The sequence below is a fragment of the Variovorax sp. PCZ-1 genome (assembly GCF_018413605.1).
Classification (GTDB): domain Bacteria; phylum Pseudomonadota; class Gammaproteobacteria; order Burkholderiales; family Burkholderiaceae_C; genus JANMDU01.
Window position 1 is genome coordinate 309,635 of record NZ_JAHCDN010000003.1, and the last position, 12,364, is coordinate 321,998.

Sequence of the window (12,364 nt, forward strand, 5' to 3'; positions counted from 1 at the left end):
ATGAACACTTCACAACTCCCTCCTCTGCGAATTGGCATCTTGAGCACGGCACGTATCGCCGATGAGTTTTGCGAAGGCAATTTAGGTAATCCGCGCATTAGGATTGCGGCAGTGGGCAGTCTTAGCGCGGACACTGCACGCGCTTTTGCCAAGAAACACGGCATCACGCGTTCGTATGCGAGTTACGAAGCTCTGCTGGCCGATTCGCAGATTGATGCTGTGTATATCCCGCTGCCCAACCATCTGCATGCGCCTTGGGCGATCGCGGCCGCGAAGGCTGGCAAGCATGTGCTCTGCGAAAAGCCTCTGGCGATGACGCGCGCCGAGGCGCAGGCCATGTTTGATGCCGCACAAGAGGCGGATGTGATGCTGCTGGAAGGCTATCCCTATTGGTTTCAGCCTCATTTAAGGCAGGTTCTCGATTGGGTGCAGGGCGGTAGCGTGGGCTCGGTGCGCAGCTTGAGCGCTCATTTTTCCTTTCCGATGGTCAATCGAGCTAACGATATTCGCGCTCGCGCTGAGACGGGCGGTGGTGCAACCGGAGATGTCGGCTGCTACGTGGTGAGCCTGGCGCAATTGGTCATGGGAAGAATGCCGCGCACCGTGCATGCTGTGCCTGTTTGGAGCCACTCAGACGTGGCCAAGCGCGTTGATATGAGTATGGCCATCACGATGGATTATGAAGATGGCGCTGTAGTACACCTGCTCTGCGGAATGAATCAATCCTATCGCCGTGCCGCTCGCATCTGTGGCGATCAGGGCGTGATTGAGACAAGTTTTCCAAATCACACGGCGGGGCATCGCAGCGTGCAAAACCATACCAACGATATCCACCCCACTTTATGGCGTGGGCCGATGCTCACCGAAGCCGCCCAAGCTACGCCACAAATCACTGCCAATGGCTTTTATCTCGAAGCGCAGAAATTCGCAGATATCGTGCAAACGCAGGACAAATCAGCTATCGCTCAAGCAAAAGAAGTGAGCTTGGCTGTGGCTACGGTACTGGATGCTGTGCGGCAAAGCGCCAACAGCGGGCAACGCGTAGAACTCTAGCCTCTACGCGCTAAACCGCTGGGCTAAACTCCGCGCTCTAGGGCATTCACAGCCGCCTTACCCGGCAAAAAGATCTGCATCAAGGCCGCCATCAGCGCGCGCGCCTTGGTGGAATGATCACCACCGAAATTGCAGACATAGACATCCAACGTCACCGCATTTTTTTCCGGCCACGTGTGAACGCACAAATGGCTCTCTGCCAGCAGCACCGTCGCCGTCACGCCACCTGCGCTGCCATCTGCCGCAGGAAAAGTGTGAAACAGCTGGGCGACTGCTTGCAAACCAGAGTCTTTGACAGCCTGCACGCAAGCCGCCCCCAAACGATTTGCGTCAACCAACCAGGCGGCATCGCATTTGCAATCGGATAAATCCGCCGTGAGGTGCAGGCCTTGCATGGTTTCTTTACCAGTGCAAAGCGCTGGTGTGCACTGGTGCATCCCAAAGTGTCTTGGTTTCGTCGTCAAGCAAGCTGAGCGTGATTGAGGCGCCCGTCATTTCGAGTGCGGTGGTGTAGTTACCCACCAAGCTGCGTACCGGTTTGAAGCCAAGCGCCAATAACTGCTCGTTGGCTTTGTGATGCAAAGCATACAGCTCCATCAAGGGTGTTGCACCTAAGCCATTGATATGCAGTAGCAGTTCTTGGCCCGCTTTGGGCTGCAGATCCTTCAGGATAGCTGTGAGCAATTCATCAACGATGGCATCTGCTGGTTTGAATTTTTCTCTGCGCCGGCCTGGCTCACCATGAATACCCACGCCGATCTCCATCTCATCGCCGCCAATATCAAAAGTGGGCACACCTGCTTCGGGCACGATGCAGCTGCTGAAAGCTACCCCCATGGAGGCCGTGTTTCTGTTGACACGATCACCGAGCGTCTTGCATTCCTCCAATGTTGCGCCTTGCTCGGCGGCAGCGCCCAAGATTTTTTCCACCACGAGCGTTCCAGCCACGCCTCGCCTGCCTGTGGTGTGTGTGGAGTTTTCCACCGCCACATCATCGTTGACCAAAACCACCTTGTTGTCGATATCGAGCATTTCTGTGGCCATCTGGAAATTGAGCGTATCGCCTGTGTAATTCTTGACGATGAAAAGAATGCCCGCACCGGTGTTCACCCGACGCGCTGCTGCAATCATTTGATCGGGCGTGGGTGATGTGAATATTTGCCCAGGGCAGGCAGCATCCAGCATGCCCTTGCCCACCATGCCAATATGCAAAGGCTCATGCCCAGAGCCGCCGCCAGAGATCAATGCAACACCTTGGGTTTTGGCTTGTTTCCGATACACAGCTTTGGGCGCTAAGCTCACTGAGACGATATCGCTGTGCGCAGATGCAAAGCCCTGTAAGCTCTCATGCACCAGTGCTTCAGGATCATTCAGAAATTTTTTCATGGGTATTGCCAATGAGGTTAGATGCAGAAATCCCGCTACAGATCATACGGAATGTCTGCTGCCATCATGCTAGGTTTTCTACCGTGGCAATCTCGACCCGAGGATGACCCACAGACAGCGCTCCCCGCACGCCGTCACACAAAGATCGCAGCACTCGCCCTGCAGCCAACACGGAATACTGAACATCTTGATGGAGCACATAAGTCAGGCCTCCACTCACGAGCAAGTTGCGGTGAGGTTCAATGAGATCATGCCCAGCAACGCGCACGGAAGTGCCATAACCCATGCTATCCAAAGCGCGAACGATTGCTGCACTGCCCACTGAGACAATATGAACAGCGCCCAAGGGCGCAGCTTGATTCAGATTCCTTATTGCATCACGGGTGAGTTCAAAGATGTCCTCTTCCTTTTCTGGAATATCCGTGATTTGGATGGGTAAGACCTGTGCGAAACGCTCCTCCAGCAAGTGCAAAAACCCGATGCTGCGATCAATCTCAGCCGCATAGCGCGTGGCAGGGCTGACCAATAAACAGCAAGAGGGCTGGTGCTGAGGCAGGCTATGGCCCAAAAGCGTGCCTGCCGTGCGCCCAGCCGCCCGGTTGTCTGCGCCGATATACGTCTCACGCATGGAGCCAGGCACATCAGAGAAAAGCGTGACTACATGCACGCCGGCGCGCACCAGCTCGTTAATCGCCAGCTTCACAGCGGGAACATCGGGTGCTAAGACGGCTATGCCATCAAAATCCGTCATGCTGGCCAATTGGCTTGCAAATACAGCCGGATCTTCTGCAGGCAGGCGGTGCGTCACTTCGGTGATGTGTTGGTGGCGAAACTCACCTGCGGCTTGCGCAATGACGCGATCTACCAGATCAAAAACCCCGCGTTTGACGGCTGGCAAGACGAAGGCAAACCGGTAGTTGGCTGATACACGCGGCCTACCACGTGAAGGTGTACTCGCTCCTAGCTTTTGCATGGCCGCCTGCACACGCTCAACGGTTGCCGGGTTCACTCCAGGGCGATTATTGAGCACCCGATCCACAGTGGCCGTTCCAACACCCGCTTCTTCAGCAATTTGAGTGATCGTGATTGGCGTAGTCATGAGGTTTTTGATGGATTTAGTGCATAGCAATTATGCCTTTGGTCAAAAAAGCATCAACTCCATCATAAACCATGGCTCGAGCAGCACGTCTTAGGGATGAGGAAATATGAAATCACATCAAAAACAGCCTCATTTTGGTGAAAACCAAGGGTTTGTATTGATTTAATGATTGATTTATTTAATTATTATTCAATCACCATCTGATGTGATTAATTGTTTGGCGTTTGCTTTGACGAAAAGATGACATCACTGGCGGAAATAGACACAGGCCATTCTTCAACATCTCATTAGGAAAATTAGGAGCAAACATGAAAACTTTGACTCGCAAGCTTGCGGTTGCAACTGCAGCCGCACTAGGCTTGATGGCAGGCGCTGCACAGGCGCAGCAAAAACAACTGACGCTTTGCTGGGCGGCTTGGGACCCAGCAAACGCTTTGGTGGAGTTGTCCAAAGACTTCACAGCCAAGACAGGCATCCAGATGAAATATGAGTTTGTGCCTTGGCCTAACTTTGCCCAGCGCATGCTCAATGAGCTGAACTCCAAAGGCAAGCTGTGCGATCTGTTGATCGGCGACAGCCAGTGGATTGGCTCTGCTGCCACAGAAGGCCACTACATCAAGCTCAATGAGTTCTTTGACAAGAACGGCATCAAGATGACTGATTTTGCGCCCGCCACCGTTGAGGGCTACTCCACATGGCCAAAGGGCAGCAAAAACTACTGGGCACTGCCAGCTATGGGCGATGCAGTGGCGTTCGCCTATCGCAAAGATTGGTTTGCACGACCTGACCTGCAAGCAGAATATAAGAAAAAGCATGGCCGCGCTCTGGCTGTGCCTACAACATGGGATGAGTTCAAGAAAGTGGGCGAGTTTTTCCAAGGCCGCACGATCGATGGAAAGAAGGTTTACGGCGCAGCACTTTACACAGAGCGTGGCTCCGAAGGCATCACCATGGGTGTGACCAACACCATGTTCAGCAGCGGTATGGAGTTTGCCAACCCTGCCAAGCCCTATGACATGAAGGGCTTCATAAATAGCCCAGCCGCAGTGAAAGGCTTGAAACTGTACAAAGATTTGTACGACTGCTGCACACCTCCCGGCCATTCCAATGCCTACATGACGGAAAACCTGGATGCTTATAAGTCTGGCCAAGTCGCCATGCAAATGAACTTCATTGCCTTCTGGCCCGGCGTTGCCAAAGATCCGCAGGTCGGTGGCGAGAAGAGCGGCTTCTTCGTGATGCCAAAAGGTGAAAAGCACTTTGCACAGTTGGGCGGGCAAGGCATCTCCGTGGTCAAGTACTCTGACAAGCAAAACGAAGCTTTGGAGTATCTGAAATGGTTTGCGCAGCCCAGCATTCAGCAGCGCTGGTGGGATGCGGGTGGCGCTTCCACTCACAACGCCGTACTGAGCAAGCCTGGCTTTGAGAAGAGCACGGCATACGCGCAGGTGTATCTCGACTCCATGAAGATCGTCAAAGACTTCTGGGCTGAGCCAACCTATGCGCAATTGCTCTTGGCGATGCAAAAACGTGTTCACAACTATGTGGTGGCCAAACAAGGCACGCCGCAGGAAGCACTGGATGGTCTGCTCAAAGACTGGACGGAAGTGTTCAAGGAAGACGGCAAGCTGAAGTAAGCCGTGATGCAGATGGATGTGGCCTCTTGGGGCACATCCATCTTGTTTCCTTTGTTTGGTTACGCGCTGGATCGGCGCGAGAGATCAGCTCACCCAAAAACATCATGAATTCATTGACACAACGCTCTCAAGGGCTATCAGATAGATCACTGGCTTGGCTCTTTGTCACACCAACGATTTTGCTCTTGCTGGCTTTTAATATCTTTCCGCTATTCTGGACGATCTACCTGTCGTTCACCAACTATCGCGCCAACCGCCCCAATGCAGACACCGATTGGGTGGGAATTGCGAATTACCAGCGCGTTTTGGCGGACGAAGCGATTTGGGAAAATATGCGTGCAACGGCGCATTTTCTTTGCTGGTCCATCGCATTGCAATTGATCCTAGGATTTTTGTTGGCTTTGCTGCTGAACAAGAAATTTCGCAGTCACAGTTTTTGGAGCACTGCCATTTTGCTGCCTATGATGCTCGCACCTGCGGTGGTGGGCACATTCTGGAAGTACTTCTTCGAGCCTCAATACGGCATCTTCAACTACATCATCGGTTTTTTTGGTGGCGATGCTCAGTTCACTATGCTGGGTGATACCAATCTGTCGCCATGGGCGATCATCTTGGTAGATACATGGATGTGGACGCCCTACGTGATGCTGTTGCTATTGGCGGGTTTGCGCTCCATCCCGGGTTATCTGTATGAGGCGGCAGAAATTGATCGAGCCTCTGAGTGGACGAAATTCTGGCAAGTTACTTTGCCCATGATGTTGCCTTTCATCGTGTTGGCGGTCTTATTCCGCACGATTGAGAACTTCAAGATGTTTGACTTGGTGGATCAATTGACCAATGGGGGGCCAGGTGCCATCACAGAACTTGCTTCGATCAAGCTCAAACGTGAGGCTTTTGAAAAGTGGCGCACCGGTTACGCCTCCGCGCTCGCCATCATTTTGTTTGTGGCAATTTACGGCCTGTCATTGGTCACAGTTCGCTATCTCGATAAGGTCAAACAACGATGAAAACCGCCGTTCACAGCCCGCTGGAGCCTACTGCGTTTGCCAAATGGTTCGCAGCATGTGCCGTTATTACTTATGCGCTGATCTCGCTGATTCCATTGGCATGGATTTTCATGACCAGCTTCAAAACACCACAAGATGCTATTGCGTACCCGCCCAAAATCGTAGCTGAGCAATCCTTGGTGGGCTATGTCAATTTGTTCACCACGCGCTCACGCGTGAGTGCAGATGAGCTAGCTGCGTTACCGCCCCCAGCAACGTGGTACGAGAAACTGGTTCGTGAGCAGCAAATGATTTTGGCTGGCCCATCTCGTTTCAAAGACCGTTACCTCAATTCTCTGATCATTGGGTTCGGCTCCACGCTGCTGTCCATCGTCTTGGGAACGCTGGCGGCCTATGCATTCTCGCGTTTTCGCATACCGGGCAAGGATGATTGGCTGTTCTTCATTTTGTCAACACGGATGATGCCGCCGATCGCTGTGGCCATTCCGATCTATCTGATGTTTAGAAATGTTGGATTGAGTGATACCTATACCGGCATGATTTTGCTCTATACCGTAGTGAACTTGTCGCTGTCTGTGTGGTTGCTGCAAGGCTTCATGGATGAGATTCCTCGTGAATACGAAGAGGCAGCCATGGTCGATGGCTACACGCGCTGGCAAGCGTTTTTAAAGGTCGTTTTGCCACAAGCAACAACGGGAATCGCTACTACCGCAATTTTTTGTTTAATTTTCTCGTGGAACGAGTATGCATTTGCTTTGCTGCTCACGAGTGGCACAGCACAGACTTCGCCGCCTTTCATTCCCACCATCATTGGTGAAGGCGGCTTGGATTGGCCGGCGATGGCTGCGGGTACGACGCTGTTTTTGCTACCCGTTCTTTTCTTCACGATTTTGCTGCGCAAGCACCTGCTGCGTGGAATCACATTTGGAGCCGTTCGCAAATGAACACTCATGACAAGTCTTCTGTATTGCGCTCGATTCGGCGTGAGCTGTGGGAGCCTATTTTTGCTGTATTAATTGGTGTTGGCTTGGTGATGCTGATGCAACCTTGGTCGATCCAAGTGTATGGCTATAGCTTTTCCGTGTTGCTGTTGGGCGTGCTGGGCTACTCGGTGGCTGGCAAATTGCCGAAGGAATAAGTGTGGCTGAAATCATCATCAATCAACTCCACAAAAGCTTTGCAGATTTTGTGGCGGTTCGCAATTCAAGTTTGAAGCTGGAAGACGGCAAATTTGTGGTGCTGCTCGGTCCATCAGGCTGCGGGAAGACCACCACGCTACGCATGATTGCTGGGCTGGAATATCCCACCTCCGGGCAAATCACGCTAGACGGCAAAGATGTGACTTATCTGCGCCCAAGAGAGCGTGATATCGCCATGGTGTTTCAGCTCTTTGCGCTGTATCCCCACATGGGTGTGCGTGAGAACTTGGCGTTTCCTCTCAAAAACGAAGGCTTGCCAAAAGCTGAAATTGATCGCCGTATCAACGAAGTGGCCGCGATCTTGCGCATTGAGCATTTGATGAACTCTCGCTTAAGCAGCTTGGCCGGTGGTGACCGCCAACGCTTGGCCTTGGGGAGGGCAATTGTGCGGCAACCCAAGGCGTTTTTGATGGATGAGCCATTGGGCACGCTCGACGCCGAATTCAGGGAGCTGATGTGCATTGAATTGCGAAAGTTGCACGAGCGCTTGAAAACAACCACGGTATTCGTCACACACGATCAAAACGAAGCCATGGCTTTGGCCGACCATATTGTGGTGATGAATCAAGGCGATATTCTTCAAGCAGATTCGCCAGAAGGTGTCTATAACTTTCCAAGTTGTGTTTTTGTGGCGCAGTTTATCGGACGCCCCCCTATGAACTTGTTGCCGTTATCGCAAGGCGTGCAAGCGGGTGTGCGCGAGGTGAAATTGGGTGGCGTGAGCGTTGCGATTCCTTTGACGATTGGACACGCAAATAGCGCCTTGTTGGGTATCAGGCCAGAACACGTGATGCTCACCAATGATCCACAGGCTATCCAAGGAAAGATCAGCCAAGTGGAATACTTCGGCTCTCACTGGATTGTTGTTGTTGACACCGAAAGCGGATTGATTCGAGCTATGGTGCCCAAAACAAACCGCCCCAACGAGGGCGATGTGGTGGGCGTTCAATTCAAGACGGAGCGTACTGTGCTGTTTGACGCTGTATCACAGCAGTTACTTGCCAGCGAAACAACGCAAGCACACCAACGGAGCATGAATCATGGCTAGTATTTCGCTCAAATACATCACTAAAAAATTCCATAAAAAGACGGCAATCAACGCACTGAATTTGGATATCCAAGAAGGTGAATTTTTCGTCCTCTTAGGACCGAGTGGCGCAGGAAAAACCACAACACTGCGATTGATTTCTGGTCTGGAAAAGCCAGACCAAGGCAGTATCTTATTTAACAGCAAAGATGTGGCAAATCTTGCGCCAGCGCATCGCGATTGTGCGTTTGTCTTCCAACAGTATTCCTTGTATCCGCATCTGACGGTGTATGACAACATGGCGTTCCCGTTACGCTCGCCTTTGCTGAAAACGCAAGAAGCGGAAATCAAGAAACGCGTGCATGAAATTGCAGAGCTCTTGCACATGGAATCCAAGCTGCAACGCAAGGCGACGGCGCTCTCTGGCGGTGAAATGCAGCGCGTTGCGATTGGTCGTGCACTGGTGCGTCGCCCGCAAGTGTATTTGATGGATGAGCCACTGTCCTCACTGGATGCCAAGCTGCGTGAAGAGCTTCGGGTTGAACTCAGGCGCATTCAAAAATCCACGGGATCTACGGTGGTCTATGTGACGCATGACCAAGTTGAGGCGACCACCATGGCAGATCGCATTGGTATCTTGGAAGAGGGCCATCTGGAGCAAGTTGGAACGCCCCAGGATATTTACAGCAACCCATCTTCGCTCAAAGTCGCCCAGCGACTCGGCTCCCCCGCCATCAACGTGTTGCCGACCGATTGGCTAGCTGGAAACACAGATATTCAACTCAACACCAAAGCAGCATTTGTTGCCATTCGCCCTGAAGACATCAGCATCATGCCCGCATCCTCGGGGCCTGTTTACAAGGTGATTGAGTGTTCTTTGGCAAAGCACTTACTCGTGACGGAGCGCTCGGGTGTTGAGGTTCGCGTGAGCCAGCCCATGGATCACAGCATCGCACCGGGATCTACCGTATCACTGGGTTTTAGTGGCCGTGGGGGCTATCAACTGTTCGGCAAGGCGGGCGAACGGCTCGCCTTTAGCCATTGATTTTTAGGAGTAATACATGAATACAGCATTGATCATTAACTCGATTTTCGCAGTGCAAAAAGCAATCCTGGCGAATGAGGCAAATATTGAATCGTTAGACCGTGCTATCGGCGATGGCGACCACTTCATCAATGTTCGCAGAGGTTGCGAAGTGACAGCAGAGTTGGCCAAAGATCTGAAAGACGAGTTGCCTGCACAAGTCTTTCACAAGATTGGCATGAAATTGCTATCGACGATTGGTGGCGCATCTGGGCCTTTGATTTCCAGCTTCTTTATGGCCATGGGAAAAGCTTTAGAGGGTGTGACTGAGCCATCTCGTGCGCAGTTTGCGATTGCTTTCGGAGCGGGGGTGGATGCCATCAAATCACGTGGCAAAGCCGATTTGGGTGAAAAAACCATGTTGGATGTGCTCATTCCGGCGGCAAGACTGCTCCAAAATTTTGCGCATGAGCCTATTGAGCTAGAAAAACTATGCAAGCTGTTGAAGGAGGATGCACATGCCAACATGCTGTTCACCAAAGACATGATTGCCACCAAGGGGCGTGCACATTTTCTGGGTGAGCGCGCCTTGGGGCATATCGATCCTGGCTCAAAAACCTGCGAAGTCGCGATTGGCGCAGTGTGTGATTTGTTGACAGCATAAAGGTCGTTGAATCATGAAAAAATTTATCAATGAGATTGATGCGGTCATGCGTGAGTCTCTGGGCGGCATGGTGGATGCGCATCCCGATTTGCTTCAAATACAGTTCGAGCCCACTTTCATGTCTCGCGCCATGCGCGCAACCAGTAAGGTGGCGCTGTTATCTGGCGGTGGTTCGGGTCATGAGCCTTTGCATTGCGGCTTCATTGGCCAAGGTATGTTGGATGCTGCTTGCCCAGGGCAGGTGTTCACTTCACCCACACCTGATCAAATGTTGGCTGCTGCTGAAGCGGTCAATACGGGCAAAGGCGTGCTGTTCATCGTCAAGAATTATTCTGGCGACTTGATGAATTTCCAAATGGCAGCGGAAATGCTGGAAATAGAGAATGCCACAGTTTTGGTTAATGATGATGTGGCTGTCGAAAACTCTACGCACACCACGGGTCGCCGAGGTGTGGCGGGCACTCTGATTGTTGAAAAAACCGTTGGCGCCGCAGCTGAGCAAGGCGCGACTCTGGCAGAGTGCAAGGCTGTGGGGGATCGTGTGAACAAAGCGACAGCATCCATGGGGGTGGCATTTACAAGTTGCGTGGTGCCTGCTGCAGGGCGCGCGACGTTTGATATCGGCGCGGATGAGATGGAAGTTGGTGTGGGCATCCATGGTGAGCCAGGCCGCCGCCGCTCCAAGGTCAGGCCGGCTTCAGTGATCGTCGATGAGTTGCTGGACTCCATCTTGCGCGATCTGCAGCCTCAAAAGGGCAGCGAATTGCTCTTGCATGTCAATGGCTTTGGCGGTACGCCATTGATGGAGCTGTACTTGCTGTATCACGATGCGGCCAAGCAGTTGCGCTCGATGGGTTACAAGCCTGTGCGTTCGCTGGTGGGTAACTACACCACATCGTTGGAAATGGCGGGCGCATCTTTGACCGTGACTATGTTGGATGCGGAGATTCGTCAACTGTGGGATGCGCCAGTGCATACAGCTGCACTGCGCTGGTAAGAGTTGGGGAGCTGTTTCGTAATAGCTAGGAGTTTGTCATGCTTTGTCAAAATTCTATTGATACTGAGATCAAGCGTCGATGCTTCATGAAGCCAGCACTAGCGGCGGCAGCTCAAATGATTTGTTTTCCGCAAATCGTGCTGGGGCAGGCCGAAAAGAGCGGAGCGATCACGATTGGCCAGTCGGCTCCGCTAACTGGCCCTTTAGCGAAGAGCGCAGGGTTTTTCCGTGATGCGACCCATGCCGTTTTCAAGGATGTGAATGAGCGCGGCGGCATCTCGGGTCGGCCGATTGAGTTGATTACTCTGGACGACAAGGGCCGCTCTGAGCTCACAGCAACAAATATCAAATTGCTGGCCAGTCAACACCAAGTTATTGCATTGTTTGGCTTCATGGGCGCTGGCGCACATCGGGTCGGTGCGACTGGCGCGCAGCAAGAAGGTTTGCCTTACATTGCGCCTGTGAGTGGTGCTGGCGATCTTAGAAATGGCAGCAGGCCTTGGGTGTTTAATCTGCGCAGTGGCCACAAAGAAGAACTGCGGTTCATCGCTAAGCACGCTCAGCAAACAGGTCTCGGGCGCTTGGGTATTCTCTTCGAATACAACTCACAGGGCTGGGAGCTACGCGATGCCTTTGTCGAACAAGCAAAGGCATCTGGCTTGGGCGAAACGGCATTGGTGAGCGTGGATCAAGAGGGCTCGGAGCTCAGCATTCGTGATGCTGTGGTCACTTTACTTAATGAGAAACCAAACGGCATTGTGTTAGGGGCGGATTACGCAGCAAGTGCTAAATTTGTGCAAGGCGCGCGAGCAGCTGGTTTCAATGGTGCGTTTTACGCTCTTTCTACGGTCGGTGGTCAGGCCTTGATGGATCAAGTGGGCATCAAAAACGCTGCGGGTATTTCCGTGACGCAAGTAGTGCCTTATCCATGGTCGGCTCGCACTGAGGCGAGCCGAAATTTTCTGCAATTTTGCCAACGCCATCAACTACAAGCTTCCTTTGAAGGCGTCGAAGCATGGATGGCATCACGATTGCTGGTCGATACTTTGCGCAAAACGAAGCCCGTTAGCGCCGCCAAGTTGTTGGCAGAGCTGGACAAATCTCCTGCATTGGAATTTGGCGGTTATTTGGGGAGCTTGAGCAACAAAACGCGGACAAACTCGACATTTGTAGATTTGAGTGTTTATTCGAGGGATGGGCGATTCCGGGCATAAGCAGTTGAGAGCTTGCCTGGCAATCTTTCTGTTGGGTAACTCAAACAATTCCTGGGA

13 protein-coding genes are annotated in these 12,364 nt (G+C 52.4%); 10 read left to right on the plus strand and 3 right to left on the minus strand.

Translation table 11 applies throughout. The features are described from left to right. Entirely contained in the window at positions 1-1,053 is a 1,053-nt protein-coding gene (locus KIH26_RS14785) for a Gfo/Idh/MocA family protein (protein WP_213446443.1), read from the plus strand. Positions 1,054-1,076: 23 nt separating this feature from the next. On the opposite strand, the gene speD is transcribed toward KIH26_RS14785, so the two are convergent. From speD to KIH26_RS14800, 3 genes are all read right to left on the minus strand, one after another. Then, positions 1,077-1,448, minus strand: coding sequence for an adenosylmethionine decarboxylase (speD, locus tag KIH26_RS14790; protein ID WP_213446444.1), 372 nt, complete (start codon positions 1,446-1,448; stop codon positions 1,077-1,079). 7 nt (positions 1,449-1,455) lie between these two features. Then, a complete protein-coding gene (gene dhaK, locus KIH26_RS14795; RefSeq protein ID WP_213446445.1) occupies positions 1,456-2,439 on the minus strand; it encodes a dihydroxyacetone kinase subunit DhaK in 984 nt (327 codons plus the stop codon). Positions 2,440-2,503: 64 nt separating this feature from the next. Continuing rightward, positions 2,504-3,538 (minus strand): LacI family DNA-binding transcriptional regulator, encoded by a 1,035-nt coding sequence (locus tag KIH26_RS14800; RefSeq protein ID WP_213446446.1) that lies wholly within the window; start codon positions 3,536-3,538, stop codon positions 2,504-2,506. A gap of 308 nt (positions 3,539-3,846) precedes the next feature. Here KIH26_RS14800 and KIH26_RS14805 point away from each other — a divergent pair, with 308 nt between their 5' ends. The 9 genes from KIH26_RS14805 (at position 3,847) to KIH26_RS14845 (ending at position 12,307) form a co-directional block, all read left to right on the plus strand. After that, on the plus strand, positions 3,847-5,175 hold the full coding sequence (locus KIH26_RS14805) for an ABC transporter substrate-binding protein (RefSeq protein ID WP_213446447.1): 1,329 nt from the start codon (positions 3,847-3,849) through the stop codon (positions 5,173-5,175). A 104-nt stretch (positions 5,176-5,279) separates the two neighbouring features. Continuing rightward, complete coding sequence (locus KIH26_RS14810) at positions 5,280-6,182, plus strand: carbohydrate ABC transporter permease (protein ID WP_213446448.1); 903 nt, start codon at positions 5,280-5,282, stop codon at positions 6,180-6,182. Next, positions 6,179-7,126, plus strand: a complete 948-nt coding sequence (locus KIH26_RS14815; RefSeq protein WP_213446449.1) for a carbohydrate ABC transporter permease — start codon at positions 6,179-6,181, stop codon at positions 7,124-7,126. The genes KIH26_RS14810 and KIH26_RS14815 overlap by 4 nt, the downstream gene beginning before the upstream one ends. Then, positions 7,123-7,320: a hypothetical protein gene (locus KIH26_RS14820; RefSeq protein ID WP_213446450.1), complete on the plus strand. Its 198-nt coding sequence runs from the start codon at positions 7,123-7,125 to the stop codon at positions 7,318-7,320. Before KIH26_RS14815 ends, KIH26_RS14820 begins: the two co-directional genes overlap by 4 nt. A 2-nt stretch (positions 7,321-7,322) precedes the next feature. Further along, on the plus strand, positions 7,323-8,429 hold the full coding sequence (locus KIH26_RS14825) for an ABC transporter ATP-binding protein (protein ID WP_213446451.1): 1,107 nt from the start codon (positions 7,323-7,325) through the stop codon (positions 8,427-8,429). Continuing rightward, positions 8,422-9,453 (plus strand): ABC transporter ATP-binding protein, encoded by a 1,032-nt coding sequence (locus KIH26_RS14830; RefSeq protein ID WP_213446452.1) that lies wholly within the window; start codon positions 8,422-8,424, stop codon positions 9,451-9,453. Before KIH26_RS14825 ends, KIH26_RS14830 begins: the two co-directional genes overlap by 8 nt. Positions 9,454-9,469: 16 nt before the next feature. Further along, positions 9,470-10,096: a dihydroxyacetone kinase subunit DhaL gene (gene dhaL / locus KIH26_RS14835; RefSeq protein ID WP_213446453.1), complete on the plus strand. Its 627-nt coding sequence runs from the start codon at positions 9,470-9,472 to the stop codon at positions 10,094-10,096. A 13-nt stretch (positions 10,097-10,109) separates the two neighbouring features. Further along, entirely contained in the window at positions 10,110-11,093 is a 984-nt protein-coding gene (dhaK, locus tag KIH26_RS14840) for a dihydroxyacetone kinase subunit DhaK (RefSeq protein ID WP_213446454.1), read from the plus strand. Positions 11,094-11,179: 86 nt separating this feature from the next. After that, on the plus strand, positions 11,180-12,307 hold the full coding sequence (locus KIH26_RS14845; protein WP_213446455.1) for an ABC transporter substrate-binding protein: 1,128 nt from the start codon (positions 11,180-11,182) through the stop codon (positions 12,305-12,307). Positions 12,308-12,364: the final 57 nt, after the last annotated feature.